Annotated in this window: 16 protein-coding genes and 4 tRNA genes; 11 read left to right on the plus strand and 9 right to left on the minus strand. The window is 36.3% G+C overall.

Features of this window, described 5'->3' with window-relative positions:
- The first annotated feature begins 30 nt into the window (after positions 1-30).
- From GQR59_RS00820 to fbaA, 7 genes are all read left to right on the plus strand, one after another.
- On the plus strand, positions 31-561 hold the full coding sequence (locus GQR59_RS00820) for a sigma-70 family RNA polymerase sigma factor (protein WP_160060280.1): 531 nt from the start codon (positions 31-33) through the stop codon (positions 559-561).
- Between the two features lie 71 nt (positions 562-632).
- Positions 633-1,613, plus strand: a complete 981-nt coding sequence (locus GQR59_RS00825) for a permease (protein ID WP_160060281.1) — start codon at positions 633-635, stop codon at positions 1,611-1,613.
- 32 nt (positions 1,614-1,645) lie between these two features.
- The gene (locus GQR59_RS00830) at positions 1,646-1,879 is read left to right on the plus strand and encodes a thioredoxin family protein (RefSeq protein WP_160060282.1); all 234 of its coding nucleotides are present in this window, start codon (positions 1,646-1,648) and stop codon (positions 1,877-1,879) included.
- 139 nt (positions 1,880-2,018) lie between these two features.
- Positions 2,019-2,094: transfer RNA gene (locus tag GQR59_RS00835), tRNA-Trp, on the plus strand.
- A 492-nt stretch (positions 2,095-2,586) separates the two neighbouring features.
- Positions 2,587-3,195, plus strand: a complete 609-nt coding sequence (locus tag GQR59_RS00840) for a MarC family protein (RefSeq protein ID WP_160060283.1) — start codon at positions 2,587-2,589, stop codon at positions 3,193-3,195.
- A 581-nt stretch (positions 3,196-3,776) separates the two neighbouring features.
- A complete protein-coding gene (locus tag GQR59_RS00845; protein WP_160060284.1) occupies positions 3,777-4,949 on the plus strand; it encodes a phosphoglycerate kinase in 1,173 nt (390 codons plus the stop codon).
- A gap of 122 nt (positions 4,950-5,071) precedes the next feature.
- The gene (gene fbaA / locus GQR59_RS00850; protein WP_160060285.1) at positions 5,072-6,148 is read left to right on the plus strand and encodes a class II fructose-bisphosphate aldolase; all 1,077 of its coding nucleotides are present in this window, start codon (positions 5,072-5,074) and stop codon (positions 6,146-6,148) included.
- 112 nt (positions 6,149-6,260) lie between these two features.
- Here fbaA and GQR59_RS00855 read toward each other — a convergent pair whose 3' ends face one another.
- On the minus strand, positions 6,261-7,154 hold the full coding sequence (locus tag GQR59_RS00855; protein ID WP_160060286.1) for a fructose bisphosphate aldolase: 894 nt from the start codon (positions 7,152-7,154) through the stop codon (positions 6,261-6,263).
- 340 nt (positions 7,155-7,494) lie between these two features.
- Here GQR59_RS00855 and GQR59_RS00860 point away from each other — a divergent pair, with 340 nt between their 5' ends.
- On the plus strand, positions 7,495-8,184 hold the full coding sequence (locus GQR59_RS00860) for an SIMPL domain-containing protein (protein WP_160060287.1): 690 nt from the start codon (positions 7,495-7,497) through the stop codon (positions 8,182-8,184).
- Here GQR59_RS00860 and GQR59_RS00865 read toward each other — a convergent pair.
- The 7 genes from GQR59_RS00865 to mutY all read right to left on the minus strand — a co-directional run bounded on the left by GQR59_RS00865 (position 8,181) and on the right by mutY (position 14,540).
- The gene (locus GQR59_RS00865; protein ID WP_160060288.1) at positions 8,181-8,990 is read right to left on the minus strand and encodes an S-adenosylmethionine decarboxylase; all 810 of its coding nucleotides are present in this window, start codon (positions 8,988-8,990) and stop codon (positions 8,181-8,183) included. The two genes, GQR59_RS00860 and GQR59_RS00865, sit on opposite strands and share 4 nt — an antisense overlap.
- A 159-nt stretch (positions 8,991-9,149) precedes the next feature.
- Complete coding sequence (locus tag GQR59_RS00870; protein WP_236546616.1) at positions 9,150-10,727, minus strand: phospholipase D family protein; 1,578 nt, start codon at positions 10,725-10,727, stop codon at positions 9,150-9,152.
- 1,837 nt (positions 10,728-12,564) lie between these two features.
- Positions 12,565-12,640 (minus strand) — tRNA-Phe (locus GQR59_RS00875).
- A gap of 32 nt (positions 12,641-12,672) precedes the next feature.
- Positions 12,673-12,748 (minus strand) — tRNA-Thr (locus GQR59_RS00880).
- 70 nt (positions 12,749-12,818) lie between these two features.
- A tRNA-Phe gene (locus tag GQR59_RS00885) sits at positions 12,819-12,894 on the minus strand.
- Between the two features lie 239 nt (positions 12,895-13,133).
- Positions 13,134-13,403 carry an oxidative damage protection protein gene (locus GQR59_RS00890; RefSeq protein WP_160060289.1) on the minus strand — a complete coding sequence of 90 codons (270 nt, stop codon included), beginning with the start codon at positions 13,401-13,403 and terminating at the stop codon, positions 13,134-13,136.
- A 3-nt stretch (positions 13,404-13,406) separates the two neighbouring features.
- Positions 13,407-14,540 (minus strand): A/G-specific adenine glycosylase, encoded by a 1,134-nt coding sequence (mutY, locus tag GQR59_RS00895; protein WP_160060290.1) that lies wholly within the window; start codon positions 14,538-14,540, stop codon positions 13,407-13,409.
- Positions 14,541-14,597: 57 nt separating this feature from the next.
- Here mutY and trmB point away from each other — a divergent pair, with 57 nt between their 5' ends.
- The 3 genes from trmB (at position 14,598) to GQR59_RS00910 (ending at position 18,173) form a co-directional block, all read left to right on the plus strand.
- Positions 14,598-15,344, plus strand: a complete 747-nt coding sequence (trmB, locus tag GQR59_RS00900) for a tRNA (guanosine(46)-N7)-methyltransferase TrmB (RefSeq protein WP_160060291.1) — start codon at positions 14,598-14,600, stop codon at positions 15,342-15,344.
- A 230-nt stretch (positions 15,345-15,574) separates the two neighbouring features.
- Positions 15,575-16,168 carry a DNA-J related domain-containing protein gene (locus tag GQR59_RS00905; RefSeq protein WP_160060292.1) on the plus strand — a complete coding sequence of 198 codons (594 nt, stop codon included), beginning with the start codon at positions 15,575-15,577 and terminating at the stop codon, positions 16,166-16,168.
- A gap of 547 nt (positions 16,169-16,715) precedes the next feature.
- Positions 16,716-18,173 carry a S1 family peptidase gene (locus GQR59_RS00910; RefSeq protein ID WP_160060293.1) on the plus strand — a complete coding sequence of 486 codons (1,458 nt, stop codon included), beginning with the start codon at positions 16,716-16,718 and terminating at the stop codon, positions 18,171-18,173.
- Between the two features lie 210 nt (positions 18,174-18,383).
- On the opposite strand, the gene GQR59_RS00915 is transcribed toward GQR59_RS00910, so the two are convergent.
- Positions 18,384-18,554, minus strand: coding sequence for a hypothetical protein (locus tag GQR59_RS00915; RefSeq protein ID WP_160060294.1), 171 nt, complete (start codon positions 18,552-18,554; stop codon positions 18,384-18,386).
- Between the last annotated feature and the right edge of the window lie 171 nt (positions 18,555-18,725).

Consider the following 18,725-nt stretch of genomic DNA (forward strand, 5'->3'; position numbering starts at 1 on the left):
TTTGAACTTCATTTTGAAGAAGGGGGATGTGTGCAATGTTTAATGGATGCGTGGCATGAAAATGAGCCGCTGATAAAAAGTTGGCTGATTAAACAAACGGGCCATCAAGATAAAGCAGAAGATCTGCTTCAAGATCTGTTTATTAAAGCAATGCAGCACAAAGATATTTTTTGTAATACTGACGATGCTAAAAGTTGGTTATTTAAAGTCGCTAAAAATGCATTGATTGATGACTACAGAAAATTAAAGCATTCAGTGGACATATTATTTGATGACATTGAAGAAAAACCGATAGAAGAGAATGCTAGCCCTCTAACTGATTTACAACATTGCCTGCTTCGCGTGATGCATGAACTAGATGTAGTAGATAAAGATATTATTGTGCAGTGTGATATGCAAGGGCTGCATCAAGCTGATTATGCTCGCTTAAACCAACTTTCTTTAAGCGCCACTAAATCAAGGTTACAAAGAGCACGTAAAAAACTACGTGAGCAAATGGTCACCGCGTGTAAAGTCCAATTCGAAGAAAATAAGGTCTGTAGTTTTACTCCTCGAACATAATTAAAAAAAGCTGCATCTTTTTAGCCCCTCGAACGTGTTAATCCTATAAGCACAACAAGAGGAGAAAAAAGATGTTAGTTTGGTTCACTTATCTTGCCGATTGGATAACTTATGTCCTTTTCGGTTTTTCTACCGACAGCCAGTATGCTGAAGGTATCCATTTCTTTATTGAAGACACTAGTAAAATACTGGTATTGTTATTAGTCCTTATCTATTTGATTGCCATTGTTCGAGCAACACTTAACCCAGAAAAAGTACGTTATTACTTGCAAGGGAAGAACCGTTTTATCGGTTATCTACTGGGTTCTTTTTTTGGCTCTGTCACCCCGTTTTGTTCTTGTAGCTCAATCCCACTTTTTATGGGCTTTGTGTCTGCGCGTATTCCCCTTGGCGTGACTATCGCCTTTTTATTGACCTCGCCTTTAATCAATGAAGTTGTCGTGGTTATGCTCGGTTCTTTATTAGGGCTTAAATTTACCATTATTTATATCAGCATTGGTTTATTGCTTGGCATGTTTGCTGGTTACCTAGTTGACTTAATAAAAGGCGAGCGATTTCTCGTGCCATTTTTAGCCAAACAATATGCAAATGATCAGGCGATTACCGCACTTGAATATGCACATAAAAAAATGACCCTAAAAGAACGCCATGACTTTGCTAAAGAAGAGACACTCAATATTTTTAAACGTATTTGGAAGTGGGTCATTATTGGTGTGGGTATTGGTGCCTTAATTCACGGTGCAATTCCTGCGGAATGGTTTAGTGAACATTTAGGCGCTAAACAATGGTGGTCTGTCCCGCTTGCAACCGTACTGGCTATCCCTATGTATATTAACGCGACTGCAATCGTACCTATATTAGAAAGCTTATTACTAAAAGGCGTACCACTTGGCACAACACTCGCCTTTTGTATGAGTGCGGTCGCGGTTAGCTTGCCTGAATTTATGATGTTAAAACAAGTGATGAGTAAACGTTTATTAGGGCTCATTGCTGCTTATCTATTGATTGCACTGAGCCTGTTAGGCTGGTTATTTAACGCAATTAATCTTTAACCTTAATCTGTTCGTCAACATGGAGATATAAAATGAAAGCAATTAAAATATACGGATCAGGTTGTAAAAACTGTATCAACACCGCTGAGTTAATTAAACAAACGGCAAAACAGATGTCCTTGGACATCTCCCTTGACAAAGTTACTGATTTACAAGCGATCATGGAAGCAGGGGTAATGAGTACGCCTGCCGTAGCAGTTGATGATCAATTAGTGCATTCTGGCTCAGTTCCAAACCAAGATGAGGTGAACGCTTTTTTAAGTTAATTTGAGAGTGAATACTGAACAACAGGTGGTTAATTATGACGAACATTTGAATTATTGTTTGTTTTACAAGCAGTCATTTGAGTTTGTAAAAAAAGCGCTTTACTTTAAAATTGGCTTAGGTATTATCCATCCCGTCTGCAGGGGTGTAGTTCCAACGGCAGAACGACGGATTCCAAATCCGTATGTTGGGAGTTCGAATCTCTCCACCCCTGCCACATTTAGATGAAACCCTAACGAGAAATCGTTAGGGTTTTTTCGTTTCTAGCTTATCTATTTCTAAACTGTTCACTTCTAAATTTCCCATTTTTAAACTTCAATACTCCAACCTTTAATCGATTCGCTATATTTCTATTGGAATTTCTATGTCATCTTCTCTAGGTCTTTATTGTTAATATTTTTATGATCTTATTAATAAAGCCAATGGCAGTAGGTTAATCCATCTATTTTAAAATTATTGTGTGTGCATTCATTGAGCTCGTTACCTTGACTTCCCTCTCTTTAGGCTATGAGTGTTGAACATGTGTAATCCGAATAAATAATGGTTTTATTTAGCGGGTGAAAATAATTGATTTATACTTGTAATAAAGCCTTCTCATAATGCAGCTTGGCTTCAAATAATAAGCTTGTGTGTTAGATTATTATGAATCGCGAATTATTGAAAATAGATGTAATGATGACAACTAACCCTTTACTGAGATGGAACCGATATGATTGATTACGTTGCTACTTTTATTTTTTTGTTTGCCGTCATAGACCCCATCGGGACTATCCCTGTTTTTATTGCAGTAACAAGCCGTTTTAATAAAAAAGAGAAAAGAAAAGTTGCAATAAAAGCATCTTTATATGCAGCTATTATTTTGCTTTTTTTCTTGGTCGCAGGAGAATATATTTTAACGTCAATTGAGATACCTTTATCGGCATTTCAAATTGCTGGTGGGATTATTTTATTCCTATTTGCACTGTCCATGATCTTTGGGGAAAGTAAACCTGATACTGAACTTAAGATTGCACCTAAAGAAAGTGAAACGGCGATCTTCCCACTAGCGACACCTTCAATCGCAAGTCCCGGTGCAATGCTAGCGGTTGTTTTGTTAACTGAAAATGCGAGTTACTCCCTTTGGGAACAAACACAAACTGCTTTAGTGATGATCCTAGTCTTAATTATTACGCTTATATTAATGTTACTGGCTAGTCATATTCATCGCGTTATTGGTAATGCGGGAGCGAGTTTGATTAGTCGTGTGATGGGCATGGTGTTAGCTTCTGTTGCAGTTGCTAATGTTCTGGGTGGTATTAAAGAATATTTTGCGATTTAGGCTGTTTTAAGTTTGTCTGTCGTTATAAATTCAAACTGAGTAATGTGTTGGAAATTCTAATAATCCTGTTCAAAATTTTGTTAAAGCTGAGCTAAACGCATTATAAACAATAGTTATTAAGGCAAACACTCCGAAATAATGGGTAAATAAATTATTATTATTTAGTCATTATTCCAGTTCGAGATTAAAACTAACCAACGTTGTAATATCCATTCCATTCATTAGCTAATTAATTTTATTAACTAAAATAAATAACTGTGACGTTAACCTTTTAATAATAAAGAACAATTTCTTACATAAAAGGTTGTTTTATATTTAGTACTTCTAATTCGTTTTGTTATCTTTCATAAAAAGCGACTTATTAAATGATTCAAATCAAACCATTGCTGCGCATTAAAAAGGTAAATTACACCCCACTGTTATTTGTGATCGATGTAACAAACACTTTGGTTTATAATGCGCTCGGTATTAAAGAACAGCTCGACAATGTTGCACTTCAGACTGTGTGATAGCTGAGCCTGCTAATTGGCAGGTAAGAAATAAGAATTCTATAGTTTTCAAATAAAATGAGAGGACACATCATGTCAGTAAAAAAAATGGTTGATCTAGATTTAGCCGGTAAACGTGTATTTATCCGTCAAGATCTTAATGTTCCAATTAAGGACGGCAAAGTTACATCTGATGCGCGTATTCGTGCTTCTATCCCAACAATCAAGTTAGCACTAGAAAAAGGTGCGAAACTAATGATTACTTCTCACCTAGGTCGCCCTACTGAAGGTGCTTCAGCTGAAGAAAATGCAGCATTCTCTCTACAACCTGTTGTTGATTACTTAAATGAAGCATTAGATGTGCCTGTACGTCTAGCTACTGATTACCTAAACGGCGTAGAAGTAAATGCTGGTGAAGTTGTTGTGCTTGAAAATGTTCGCTTTAATAAAGGCGAAAAGAAAAACGATGAAACATTATCTAAGCAACTTGCTGCGTTATGTGACGTTTACGTAATGGATGCATTTGGTACGGCTCACCGTGCTCAATCTTCTACTAACGGTGCTGGTCTATTTGCTCCTGTTGCTTGTGCAGGTCCTTTATTGGCTGCAGAACTTGAAGCGCTAGGTAAAGCAATGGATAACCCTGCTCGTCCATTAGTTGCAATTGTTGGTGGTTCTAAAGTATCAACTAAATTAACGGTTTTAGAGTCTTTATCTAAAATTGCTGACCAATTGGTTGTTGGTGGTGGTATCGCAAATACATTTATTGCTGCACAAGGCCATAACGTTGGTAAATCATTATACGAAGCTGATTTAGTAGAAACGGCTAAAAGATTAATGGTTGAGTGTGCAATTCCTGTTGCCACTGACGTTGCCTGTGCAAAAGCATTCGATGAAAACGCTGAAGCTGAAATCAAAAATGTTGCTGATGTACAAGATGACGACATGATTTTTGACTTAGGTCCTGACTCAACAGCTGTACTAGCGGCTATTTTAAAAGATGCAAAAACAATTCTTTGGAATGGCCCAGTGGGTGTTTTTGAGTTTAAAAACTTCCAAGCAGGTACTGCTGGAATCGCTAAAGCAATTGCAGAATCAGATGCATTCTCAGTTGCTGGTGGTGGTGATACATTGGCTGCAATTGATAAATTTAATATCACAGCTGACGTTTCTTACATCTCAACGGGTGGCGGTGCTTTCCTTGAGTTTGTTGAAGGTAAAGAGTTACCTGCTGTGGCAATGTTAGAATTACGTGCCAACGATTAATCAAATGTTTATAGCGAGATTTTTATCTCGCTTTTTTATACTAATTCTTTGTGACATAATTAACTAAGAATTAGAAAAAATTAGACTCAATTTAATTTTTAACAATAGATAGGATATATCTCATGACTAAGATTTTAGACGTTGTACAACCTGGTGTTATCACTGGTGATGATCTTCAAAAAGTATTTGCAGTTGCAAAAGAACATAAATTTGCACTTCCAGCGGTAAACGTTGTTGGTTCTGATTCAATCAATGCTGTACTTGAAGCTGCTGCTAAAGTTAAAGCACCGGTTGTAATCCAGTTCTCTAACGGTGGCGCTGTATTTAACGCTGGTAAAGGCCTTAAACTTGACGGTCAAGAAGCTGCTGTTCTTGGTGCTGTTTCTGGTGCTAAGCATGTACATGCAATGGCTGCTGCTTACGGTGTTCCAGTTATTCTACATACTGACCACGCTGCTAAAAAATTACTACCATGGATTGACGGATTACTAGATGCTTCTGAAGCACACTTTGCAGAAACTGGTAAGCCATTATTCTCTTCTCACATGATCGATCTTTCTGAAGAGCCTCTAGAAGAAAACATCGAAATCTGTGGTCGTTACCTAGCGCGTATGGCTAAAATGGGCATGACGTTAGAAATCGAACTAGGTTGTACTGGTGGTGAAGAAGACGGCGTTGATAACTCTGATATGGATGAGTCTTTACTTTACACTCAACCATCTGAAGTTGATTACGCATACGTTGAATTATCAAAAATCAGCCCTCGTTTCACTATCGCTGCTTCTTTTGGTAACGTACACGGTGTATACAAGCCAGGTAACGTTAAACTAACACCTACTATTTTACGTGATTCTCAAAAATTCGTTTCTGAAAAACACGGTCTTGTTGAGAACTCATTAAACTTCGTATTCCACGGTGGTTCTGGTTCTTCTGAAGCAGAAATCCAAGAGTCTATCGGTTACGGTGTTATCAAAATGAACATCGATACAGATACACAGTGGGCATGTTGGGATGGCGTTCGTGTTTACGAAGCTGCTAACCGTGACTTCCTACAAGGTCAAATCGGTAACCCAACGGGTCCTGATGCTCCTAACAAAAAATACTACGATCCACGTGTATGGTTACGTGCAGGCCAAGCATCAATGGTTACACGTTTAGAGAAAGCATTCTCTGACCTTAACGCAGTAGACGTACTATAATTTAACCGTTTTATGAGTTAATTTTATAAGTAAATAGAGCCAGCTTAATTGCTGGCTTTTTTTTTGCCATTTTTTGGGCTTCATTTTCCTATCCTAGATTCTCATAAGAAGCTTAGGTTTTTGAAGCAATATAAATGGGTTCAATTGTTGCAGATAATGCTGCGTTAAAATCGTCGTCTGCTTGCCCTGAAAATAAATTGTTAGTCAATACTCTTGAGAAACTAGCAATCACGCCATTATTATCAGTTAATCGACGATTTGCTTCTTCAATTGGATAACCACCAGACAAAGCAACGACTTTAACTACATTAGGATGATCAATACACTCTTGATAGAAGTTTGCTGACTCAGGCAGAGATATTTTAAGCATCACCAATTCATCGCCATTTAGAAGATCCAATTGCTTTAGAAGTTCTGTTTTTAATAGTGCCTCAGCAGCTGCTTTTTCTGGACTGTGAATATCAATTTCCGGTTCAATAATTGGAACCAAACCTGCTCCACAAATTTGTTTAGCGACTTTAAATTGTTGCTCAACTAATTTCTGTATGCCGATTGAATTTGCCAGTTTTATCACTGAGCGCATTTTGGTACCAAATACATCTTTCGTTTTTGCTTTTTTTAATAAAGTATCTAACCCAGGAATAGCCTTCATTAATTGCACACCATCAGCTTGTGCTTCTAAACCTTTGTCGACTTTAAGGAAGGGCACTATATTCTTCTCTTGCCATAAATAGAGAGAAGAGGGTTTACCTTCAATTTCTCTGTCTAAGGTGTTTTCAAATAAAATAGAGCCAATCACTTTATCTCCATTAAATGAAGGGCTAGTAATAATGCGAGAGCGCATTTCATGGACTAAATCAAACATCTCTTGATCAGTGCTATAGGCATCTTCGTTCACACCGTAAGTTTTAAGTGCAGTAGGTGTGCTACCGCCGCTTTGATCCAATGCGGCAATAAATCCTAATTCTGTTTTAAATCTATTAAGTTGTTTTTCAAATGTTTGCATGGCTAAATCTCAGAAGGTTAATTATCGTCACTTCAATATATATATCATTTTTCTTATTTGCAAATGATTATCATTAAGATTTTAATTAGTGTGTTATTAAACTCAATATATATTTATTAATATTAGTTAAATCAATATTAATAAAGCGTACGGTAGATAATTAATTTATACTTATCTTAGTGTGTAGATTGTTCTATTTTAAAGTTAGATCGTTAATATTACTGACTTATAGAGCTATTATTTAAAGTTTATTTTGTTATTAATAACTTAATGAAACTTTTTAGTGAAAAATAAGTCAATTAGTTAGTGATAAATGGTTGTTGTTAATCCGAGAGAGAAAATGAAAATATTTAACGTTTTATTAGTAAGTTGTTTAGTTGTTGTTACACCATGGGTAAGTGCCAGTAATTTACCAGAAAAAGCACATGTATCTGTTTCAGGCATCGCTAAAATTCAAGTAAAACCAGACACAGTAAAAATAGAATTCCAATCAATTGCTGTTGAAAACGATAGCGATGATGCAAAGCGAGAAGTGGATAAACAAGTACAACAAATTCTTTCTAAGTTACAAAAGGGTGGTTTTGACCAAGCGCTATTAAAGCGATCTGATCTTCAAATGCGTCCTGAGTATGAATACATTGAAAAAAAACGGACTCCAGTTGGTGTTAAAGCAACACGTAATCTAAGTTATCAATTAGGTGATGTCACCAAGGTAAATGAATTTTTACAAATCTTGGTTAAGAGTGATATCTCTAATATTGGTCAAATTAATTATGCGTTAAAGGAGCCTGTTCAATGGCAATTAAAGGCACGCGACTTAGCAGTAAAAGACTCAATTAATAAAGCGAAAGGATTAGCTAAAAGTTATCAAACCTCTTTAGGTGAGGTGTACTCTATTCATTATCAAACGAATAATGCACAACCCGTTTTAATGCGTATGGTTGAGAGTGACCAAATGGTGCCAAGCTATCAAAATAATGAAATAATCATTACTGAACAAGTGGATGCCGTCTTTTTATTAAGCTATTAAAAAGCACTGATATTTAACTGTTTACTATCAGACTTGAAATGCAGTTGCTTAATATTATTAGGCAAAAAAAGCTGCTTTAAATAGGCAATGAAATCAGCGCACTGCTGTGCAGATAAGCTGGTTTCAACGCTTAAATAGGTACTTAGCTGTTCAGGTGTTAAATGAATAGCTAGGTAGTCTTCACCACAAATAGCATTCAAAGAATAGCCTTTTGGTTCAAAACTAAAATGGTCGAACACTAAATCATCAAAGAATATTTCAAGCTTTAATTTTTCTAGGATTTGTTGTTTATCTAAAGTTTCAGTTTGTAACTGCGTCGCGAGCTTGCCATTTAACCCATGCAACATATAAATGCTTTGGGTTGTAACTCTTTTTTCTGATATTTCACCAAATACAAATAAATCACCTTGATAACCGTCTTTCCAGTGTTGCTGTTGGCCAGTAAACTGTTTTTCTAGTAATAAGGTGTCTTGCTGGAAGTTAGAGCTCTGTAGCTGTGGTTTTAGCGCTTGGTGGCGTTGGAAAATCAAGGTGCTTATTTGCTGCTTAGTAAATTTTTGTTGAATAAATAAAGCGGCTTTGACCAATTGTGTATTACCACAAGTAATTAATAACAATTTATCTTGCCAAACAAACAAGCTTGATTCAGATAGTAGATAAGCTTTAAGTTGGCTATTTTGAATTTTTGATAATATTTCAGCACCGCAGTTAGCCACTAACTGTTGCCAAAATTGATCGTCAAAATCAAATAAATTAAGGCTTTTAGTACAGATTAATAAACGTTTTTCAGTACCTTCGTAAAACATCTAATTAACCTTATCTGCTGCGTTAACCATAAGGTTAAACTGAAATTGGTAAGCCATTGTTTATCTACATAATAAAATGATGAGACGCGCAGTCTAACGTATTCTTAAGGTTTTGTTAAAATAGTTAAAGCTTACTTATTATTTTAGCGCTTCAACTCTTTATAAAATGCTTTTAGGCACCACTATTCGAGATTTAACTTTTAAACGTTTAGTTAAATCAACTTGATGATCAGGATTCCAATCTAGTGTTACTTGCCAAGCATTTTCAGGCTGCATTTCAACGAGCATGGCCCCTTCAACTTTCTTAGCAACCGTTGTAGATGGGATTATGACAATGCTTTCTGTATTTAAGTTGGCACTGCGAGGGTCTAGATTGAAAGTACCAATCACAGTTAAATTGCCATCGATCACCATTGATTTAGCATGTAAACCAAATATAGGCGCCTGCGCTAACTGCTTGGACATCTCTTGCGACATCACTTTCTGTCTTATTTGGGCATCAGGTTTAAATTCATAGATGTTAACGCCAGTCTTCAGTAAAGCATCGCGATCTCTTTGATAGCCGCTAAAAGCCTCTAAGTTATCGTTTGAAGCGAGGCTATTGGTTAATATTTTCACCTCTACTCCATTATCAACTAAGGTTTTTAAAATGCCTTTGCTTAAATCGGTGGTGATCAAATAAGGCGTTTGAATAGTGACTGATTTCTTCGCTTGCGTAATTAATGCAATTAACTTGCTGGTTGCGATACCACCTCCGCCTAAAAAGACCTCTCCGTCATTCTTACCTGGTGCATCTGAAACGTATTCAATGTTATCTAACCAATGAACGTCACCATCATCCACTGCTTTTTTAAAGGCGGCTGGCATTGCTTCAATTTGTGCTCTGACTTCAGGTAGAAAGTTTGTTGGATTACAAGCGTATTGATGGAGTTTTTGAAAGTTGGGCGCTTCTTTTTGAAGTGTTTTTTCAGTTTCTTTATCTGTTAATAAATCGGTAACAGGCACACTTAAACTATGCTGCCAAAATTCATTAAATGATTCTTCAATATTATTGGCTGTTGGGCCTACTAATAATGTATCCCTATCTCTGAAATTATATTCATGATCATAACCAAAATATTCATCTGCTACGTTCCGTCCACCAGTAATTGAAACAGCGCTGTCAACGGTAAAGGTTTTATTATGCATACGCTGATTAAAGGCATGAAAGTCAGTTACTAGGTTAGTGAGTTTTTGCACGATATTTTTACCAGTGTTCACAAGCGGGTTATAAATTTTAATAGTAATATTAGGATGTGCATTGAGTATTAATAGCTCATCACCTTTAGCATCTAACATGATGTCATCAACTAATATCCGTACTTTAACGCCACGTTCCGCCGCTCTAACCAAATAATCGATAGCTAATAAACCAATGTTATCCGTAGAAAATATAAAATATTGCACATCAATTGTTTTTTCTGCATGTTCACTTAACCAAGCTCTTGTGAACATCGCTTCTGTGCCTTGCTCTAAGACATAAACACCGGTTTTTCCATCTTCGATATAGTGAGTGTAGGGCGCAAGTTGCTTAGTGAGCGTAGTGCTCTTCTGAAAACTAATATCTTTACAGTAATCTTCGCTATCGTTAGAAAACCTTTCTGGCACAGGTGTGCATGCAGAAAGAAATAATAGACTAAGTACTAAAGTGACTATTTTTAAAGTATTAATATTGCATCGCTGTATTAACTGATTCAATTGCTTTCCCTGCTTGATAATAACCATCATATATTTCATAGGACTGATATAAATCTTGTTAGTTGCTAATGTTAACTACTAATGTTGCCTACTAATACCAAAAGAATTAATAAGGTGATCATTCTTGCTGGTTAAAATCACCTCTAACTACGTTGTGAGTTTTGAAGTGAGAACGACTATCTCCTAAACTCACGCCTTATTAGTGTTAATTTTTCCTACGCAATCCCCGATCACTTATTTACTTCCATTGGTATAATAAGCGCACTAACCGTTTTGATTGAGAATTCAAATAATAACAAAACTAAAGGCTGGCTATCGAATTTTATTAGTTGACCTTATATTCTCTGTTTTTATAACTTTAGCTTTTAATAGTTTCATTGCTTTTTTGATGTAGCAGGGTGGTTTTATTGTGAGATTCTTCTATCTCTGAGTTTAAACTAAAAGCTAAACCAAGGATTTTTCGTGCAGATACAAAAAAGCCCTAAGTATTTTCATACTTAGGGCTTTAATGATGGTGCTTCGTCTCGCTGACTTTCAACAAAGAGCTAAACCAAGGACTCGTCCGTTGTAGATACAAAAAAGCCACAATTAAATTAATAATTGTGGCTTAGGAATCGTTACAAAATAACTTGCGCTAAAGTGTTCTCAAAAAGCCTTAAATGACTGGCTATTTTGAAAACAAAAGCGCAAATAATGTTGAAGCCGATCCTTTAATGATGGAGCTTCGTCTCGAGGGTTTAAATAAAAAGTTAAACCAAGGACATTCCGTACAGATAAAAAAAAGCCACAATTAGATTAATAATTGTGGCTTAGGAATCGTTACAAAATAACTTGCGCTAAATTGTTCTCAAAAAGCCTTAAATGACTGGCTATTTTGAAAACAAAAGCGCAAATAATGTTGAAGCCGATCCTTTAATGATGGTGGTTCGTCTCGCTGACTTTCAACAAAGAGCTAAACCAAGGACTCGTCCGTTGTAGATACAAAAAAGCCACAATTAAATTAATAATTGTGGCTTAGGAATCGTTACAAAATAACTTGCGCTAAAGTGTTCTCAAAAAGCCTTAAATGACTGGCTATTTTGAAAACAAAAGCGCAAATAATGTTGAAGCCGATCCTTTAATGATGGAGCTTCGTCTCGAGGGTTTAAATAAAAAGTTAAACCAAGGACATTCCGTACAGATAAAAAAAAGCCACAATTAGATTAATAATTGTGGCTTAGGAATCGTTACAAAATAACTTGCGCTAAATTGTTCTCAAAAAGCCTTAAATGACTGGCTATTTTGAAAACAAAAGCGCAAATAATGTTGAAGCCGATCCTTTAATGATGGTGGTTCGTCTCGCTGACTTTCAACAAAGAGTTAAACCAAGGACTCGTCCGTTGTAGATACAAAAAAGCCACAATTAAATTAATAATTGTGGCTTAGGAATCGTTACAAAATAACTTGCGCTAAAGTGTTCTCAAAAAGCCTTAAATGACTGGCTATTTTGAAAACAAAAGCGCAAATAATGTTGAAGCCGATCCTTTAATGATGGTGCTTCGTCTCGCTGACTTTCAACAAAGAGCTAAACCAAGGACTCGTCCGTTGTAGATACAAAAAAGCCACAATTAAATTAATAATTGTGGCTTAAATTATGGTGCTTCGTCTCGAGGGTTTAAATAAAAAGTTAAACCAAGGACTTTCCGTGCGAATACAAAAAAGCCCTAAGTATTTTCATACTTAGGGCTTTAATGATGGTGCTTCGCCTCGCTGACTTTCAACAAAGAGCTAAACCAAGGACTGGTCCGTTGTAGATACAAAAAAGCCACAATTAAATTAATAATTGTGGCTTGAATGATGGTGCTTCGTCTCGGAATTGAACCAAGGACACGAGGATTTTCAATCCTCTGCTCTACCGACTGAGCTAACGAAGCATAACTTTTATCATCTTACGATGAGTTGTAAATGGTGCCGACTACCGGAGTCGAACTGGTGACCTACTGATTACAAGTCAGTTGCTCTACCTACTGAGCTAAGTCGGCACATAAACCGTTCTGAGCTTTCGCCCTTATTATTGATTGAAATAAATCTTTTCAATAATATTTTAAATAATGGTGCTTCGTCTCGGAATTGAACCAAGGACACGAGGATTTTCAATCCTCTGCTCTACCGACTGAGCTAACGAAGCATCTTTTTTACTTTTCAACTCTGTCTAAATCTTTTCGACTGAGCTAATAAAGTATTGTTTCATTCTTAATTAACTCTGTCTATTTTTTCAGACCGAACCAATGAAGCAGGAACGAGGCGTATTAAATAGATTTTAGAGTCTATCGTCAACCTATTTTTACAGATTTATTTATTTTTTAACGTGTTTGCTTGTGCTTTGAACGTTAAATGCTTTAAATCTGAACACCTCGTTAAGTTTAGTTAATCTTTAGGTGTGAAACCCTCGATCTCTACATCTTTATCTTCAAACAAGTAACCGACCATTGCTTCTTGAATAAGTGCACGATCTTCTGCTTTCATTAGGTTTAATTTCTTTTCGTTAATCAGCATTGTTTGCTTGTGTTGCCATTTTGCCCATGCTTCTTGGCTAATGTTATCAAAAATACGTTTACCAGTTTCACCTGGAATTAATTGAAATGCTAAACCTGGCGCTTCTTTTTTTAAATAAGTACAAAATACAGTACGAGACATTATTTATTCCTTGTTCGTGATTTTATTAACGGTGTTTAATATTTTCTTCGTCGCCGCCGCTAACCCAACTTTTTGTGGTTGTTGTAAGTTATACCAAAGCTGACCATTTTGTTCCATGACTTGTTCAATTTGTTGTTCGTTAAATTCAACTAATATCGGAGAAATATCAAAATGATAATGACTAAATGTATGACGGAAAGTCGCTAATTCTGTTGCTTGGTAGTCTGTAATACCGATTGTTTCTAAGCTATTTAGGGCCGATTCACTATCGATAAATTCAGGGAAACACCAAAGACCACCCCAAATACCTGTCGGAGGACGTTGAATAAGCTGTATTGATTGCTGTTTATTCTTTAATACCAACATTACCGCTGTTTTAGTGGGTATTTTTTTCTTTGATTTAGGTGTTGGATATGCCGTCATACAATCATCAGCCAAAGCTAAACAATCAGTAGAGACAGGGCATTGATCGCATTTAGGTTTGCTGCGTGTACAAATCATTGCACCCATATCCATCATCGCTTGGTTAAATACTTTCGTATCTGTTTTAGGCGTAAGTTTATCGGCTAATGTCCAAAGTTGGTTTTCAACTTTCTTTTCACCTGTCCAACCTTCAATTTTTTGATGGCGAGTTAACACGCGTTTTACGTTACCGTCTAAAATAGAGAAGTGTTTATTTAAGGTTAATGACAAGACTGCACCTGCAGTAGATCGCCCGATACCGGGTAATGCAATCACATCATCAAATTCTTCTGGGAATTTACCGTCAAATTGGTCACGAACGATTTGTGCCGCTTTATGCAAGTTGCGAGCGCGTGCGTAATAACCTAAACCAGTCCAATGATGTAATACTTCATCAATAGGGGCATTAGCTAAATATGAAATTGAAGGAAAAGATCGCATAAACTTATTAAAATAAGGGATCACGGTCGCTACTTGCGTTTGTTGTAACATGACTTCACTAACCCATGTTTTATACAAACTTTTATCTAACTGCCATGGTAAGGTTTTACGGCCATGTTGTTGGTGCCAATCATTGATTCTTTGGCTAAAATGCAACTCACTCACTAGAAACTCTTCGATAATAATGGGGGGGCTATAGTCTAGCAGAGTTGCACAATTAATATAACATTGCATAATGCACTGCTAATTAGCCCAATTACAGTTATAGCCGATCAATTTAAAGGTAAAAAAATGACAGAGCATGACCAGTCTGCGACAGATAATGGAACAGAAGAAAACCACACTGAAAACACGAAAGAGAAATATATTCGTAAAATTCGTTCTTTTGTTAAACGTGAAGGGCGCATGACTAAACGTCAGCAAACTGCAATTGATGATCTATGGCCTACAATGGGCATTGATTACCAAGAAAAACAAATCAATTTTAGTGAGTTATTTGGTAATGATAACCCTGTTGTATTAGAAATTGGTTTTGGTATGGGCAAGTCATTAATTGAAATGGCACAAACAGCACCAGAGAAAAACTTTTTAGGTATTGAAGTACATGGTCCTGGTGTTGGTGCTTGTTTAGCCGATGCTGGTGAAGCTGGCGTAACTAATTTACGTGTAATGAATCATGATGCGGTTGAAGTATTAGAGTTCATGATCCCGGATAAAAGCTTATCTACATTCCAATTATACTTCCCTGATCCGTGGCATAAAGCGCGTCACCATAAACGCCGTATTGTGCAACCAGAGTTCATTGAAAATATGCGTCCTAAATTAGCGATTGGTGGTGTTATCCATATGGCAACAGATTGGGAAAACTACGCAGAGCACATGTTAGAAGTATTAAAAGCAGCAACAAACTTTAAAAATACCAGCACAGAAGGTGATTATGCACCTCGCCCAGATTGGCGCCCGCTGACTAAGTTCGAGTCTCGTGGCCACCGTTTAGGTCATGGCGTATGGGATTTACTGTTTGAGCGTGTTAGCTAAACTATACTCGTTACCATTCAAGGTGCAGCATTTAGTAAACGGTGAAGTGAACCGATTCTAGGCAGAAAGAGTCAACGCTAACGACTGAACAAAGCACCTTGAACGATATCGGGTATATATCAAAGTAATATCTATATTAATTCAGCGTCTACTTAAAAGTTGACAAGTTAAGCGAGTATTGTTCATTATCAATGCTCGCTTTTTTATTGTTTACTTTTAGGTTGTTGAAAATGACGATGAATCATCATATTGAAAACCCGTTAATTTGGCCGTTATTAACTTTAATTAAAGAGGCACAAGAAAGTTGTCAAATTCATCATTTAGCGAACGAGTTACAAAAAGAAGGGTTATTAAACGATTTAGATAATGATCCGAATAAAGCCTTGTTCAAAAGAAACTTCTTGTTAATGAATGCCTTGTATCAATTACAAGAAATACTATTACCTGCAAAATGGTTGCAAGTTGAAGTAATGAATATCCTGCTACTTGAACATCCCCCCTCTAATATCGCTATTGCATTAGATAAAGAAAGTGCATTACGTAGTTATTATTTAGATTGGCATAATTTTGAAACAAACGCTGATGAGATAGAAGCGATGTTGACTGGTTTTTGGAATCGTTATCATCAAACTATGACTCCTGCTATCAACTCAATTGATAAAGCGAATGCATTCAAGGTATTTGGATTGAATCATGATGCCTCACCACAACAGATACGCCAACAATGGCGACGATTAGCGCTTGAGTTACATCCTGATAGAGTCAGAGGAAACAAAGAAAAGTTCCTGAAAGCCTGTGAAGCATGGCAAGTGTTAAAAGAATAGCGTAGTTACACAGAATTATTTACAGGGCCACTTAATTCTTTAAAATTTCCTTTTTTTTTGCACAATTTTGGGTTTTCTTAGTGCTATGATCTACGTCTGTATAATTCGAACTAATAAGTTTTAATCGCTAGTATTACCATAGAATGCTTCATATCAAACTACCTTTACAATAAGCAAAATGACAATGGTTTCATTACTAAAATTTATTTACTTATTCACTTATTACGATAGCGATGGCCGTATATAAACATAAGTTTTTCGCTTTATCAGTAGATTCTTGGTTTATTCGATATGATAAAGATGTCCGTATTAGCTGAGGGTGATAAACCTTTTACTTAAGAAAGATTCAGTCAAACTCAAGGGAACTACAGAAAAAGTAAGCAATACCAATGAGCTATTAACTGAGAGCTATTAAACGTAATGAGTTCATTTTTTTGCTAACATACGCTTTATTAATAACGACTTACTGATTAAAGGTAATTAAATGTGTCATTTTGTCATGATGAACTAGACTCTTTTACCGTCCTTATATGAAACATTACATACAATGAGTAATACTACTATGGCGTTATCCACTAAAATATATTCGTTTTTTACCTGTTTATTCAGTTTTGTATTAATATTTTCATCTCCATCTTTTGCTGAAGATAATTATCAAAGTTATTCATTAAGGTTTTCTACTGAAGTTGATAACACAACAGATACTGATAGTAGTAGTTATTCTACGAGTATTTCCACTTACATCATTGGTGGAGACGATGCTGTTCGAGAATATCCTTGGATGGTGGCGCTTTACAAATCGGGTAATTTTATTTGTGGTGGCGTATTAATTAGCTCTAATTGGGTAGCAACAGCTGCCCATTGTGTTTATGAAAGTGATGACGAAGATGGTAATGCAACGGCTTACGACGCGTCCTATTATAGCCTTGTTATTGGCGAGTCTACGCATTACTCATCAACAAGTTCAGCGGAGTCTGCGGGTGTTACAGTTCATAATTTGAGTCGTGTTGTCATTCAACCTAATTATGATGACGATACGGTTGATTATGATGTTGCATTACTTGAATTAGATGCTTCTTATTACCAGCCTGGACCTGCCCTTACGATAGCGACTCAATTTAATGCGATTGAGGAAGGCGATTTACTGACTACGCTTGGTTATGGTGTTTTGTCGGTAGATGATAATGCAACACCAGCAGAAAAAACTCCAACAACCTTACAAGAAGCTGATTTACCTTATGTACCTGAAAACCAATGTTATTGGAGTTCATATAATAGGACGACAGACAACATGTTTTGTGCAGGTTATTCAGACGATACGGATATTGATAGCTGTTCAGGTGACAGTGGCGGTCCTGTATTTAAAACGCTTGATGGGCAATTAAGCTTAGTGGGTTTGGTTAGTTGGGGGGCTTCAACTTGTTCAGACAATCCTGGGGTTTATACCAATATTAGTAACTTACGCAGCTGGATTTTAGAGAATATTGACGGATTGCAAGTTGTTGAAGAAGGTGTTGCTAGCTACGATACTGATCAAGGTACTTTTTCTGAAGGTTTGATCAGCGTTTATCAATACGGTTCAGATCTAGAAAGTTACTTAGATATTAGTGATTTAACGTTTGATGATGAGACTTATACAGATAACTTAAGCGTTAGTGATCATTGTAGTAATACTTACCTATATTCAACTGTAGAAAACGAAGCAAGTTGTCAAATGACATTCGATTTAACGGATGTGATTGACGAAGATGCTTTGTTTACAGCCACCTTACTAGTGAACGACGATAGTGAAGTAATAGTGCAAGATGACTCAAGTGATGATGAGGTTATTGTTTCAGATGATAGTTCAAGTGACAGTTCTGATGATGACTCAATAGACAGTGATGTAACGGAATCAACGGATGTTACTACAACGTCATCGAGCAGCTCTAGCGGTGGTAGTTTAGGTTTTATGATTTTATTCTTATTGGCTATAGTTAGTGTAAAACGCCGATACTTTTATTGAACATCGCTTGTATACGCGTCACCGTTCAAGGTGCAACAATCAGCAAGTCGTGAGGTAAATAGGTTATAGGGATAAAGGTAAAGATCTAACGGGTTAAATCGAGGCTTTATAACAACGAAAGGATTGCCTTTCGAATCGTCAACTCGAAAGACAATACTGCCTTGTAACATTGATAACATTGATAACATTGATAAGCACTAGTCATTGTCATTATGTTACGCCTTGTCTAGGTATCCAAGTTAACCACTGAATAATGTGTCTCAATTGGTAACGGGTATATAAAGCCAATGTGATTGCTTTGTATTGTTCCTTATGCTTACCAGTAACTAATGCATAATTTACTACTAGGTTTATACCAATCACACTAATTAACGGATCCATTTTACTTCTTGGATTTAGATCATAAATAACTTATTTCTTCGTTAATAAGTTTTGTAAAGGGAGTGACCATTAAAGAATTAACCTCTTTTTGTTAATTCTCCGACAGACGACTAACGAAGTTAATCTTCGAAAGGCTAAACTTATGCTTTAAACTAAGCCATTTTTTCTACG

It is taken from the genome of Psychromonas sp. L1A2 (genome assembly GCF_009828855.1).
Lineage (GTDB): Bacteria > Pseudomonadota > Gammaproteobacteria > Enterobacterales > Psychromonadaceae > Psychromonas.

Coding starts and splice junctions, on each gene's coding strand:
- GQR59_RS00825 (WP_160060281.1), top strand. CDS start 633: ATGTTAGTTTGGTTCACTTATCTTGCCGATTGGATAACTTATGTCCTT.
- GQR59_RS00830 (WP_160060282.1), top strand. CDS start 1,646: ATGAAAGCAATTAAAATATACGGATCAGGTTGTAAAAACTGTATCAAC.
- GQR59_RS00840 (WP_160060283.1), top strand. CDS start 2,587: ATGATTGATTACGTTGCTACTTTTATTTTTTTGTTTGCCGTCATAGAC.
- GQR59_RS00845 (WP_160060284.1), top strand. CDS start 3,777: ATGTCAGTAAAAAAAATGGTTGATCTAGATTTAGCCGGTAAACGTGTA.
- fbaA (WP_160060285.1), top strand. CDS start 5,072: ATGACTAAGATTTTAGACGTTGTACAACCTGGTGTTATCACTGGTGAT.
- GQR59_RS00855 (WP_160060286.1), bottom strand. CDS start 7,154: ATGCAAACATTTGAAAAACAACTTAATAGATTTAAAACAGAATTAGGA.
- GQR59_RS00860 (WP_160060287.1), top strand. CDS start 7,495: ATGAAAATATTTAACGTTTTATTAGTAAGTTGTTTAGTTGTTGTTACA.
- GQR59_RS00865 (WP_160060288.1), bottom strand. CDS start 8,990: ATGTTTTACGAAGGTACTGAAAAACGTTTATTAATCTGTACTAAAAGC.
- GQR59_RS00890 (WP_160060289.1), bottom strand. CDS start 13,403: ATGTCTCGTACTGTATTTTGTACTTATTTAAAAAAAGAAGCGCCAGGT.
- mutY (WP_160060290.1), bottom strand. CDS start 14,540: ATGCAATGTTATATTAATTGTGCAACTCTGCTAGACTATAGCCCCCCC.
- trmB (WP_160060291.1), top strand. CDS start 14,598: ATGACAGAGCATGACCAGTCTGCGACAGATAATGGAACAGAAGAAAAC.
- GQR59_RS00905 (WP_160060292.1), top strand. CDS start 15,575: ATGACGATGAATCATCATATTGAAAACCCGTTAATTTGGCCGTTATTA.
- GQR59_RS00910 (WP_160060293.1), top strand. CDS start 16,716: ATGAGTAATACTACTATGGCGTTATCCACTAAAATATATTCGTTTTTT.
- GQR59_RS00915 (WP_160060294.1), bottom strand. CDS start 18,554: ATGGATCCGTTAATTAGTGTGATTGGTATAAACCTAGTAGTAAATTAT.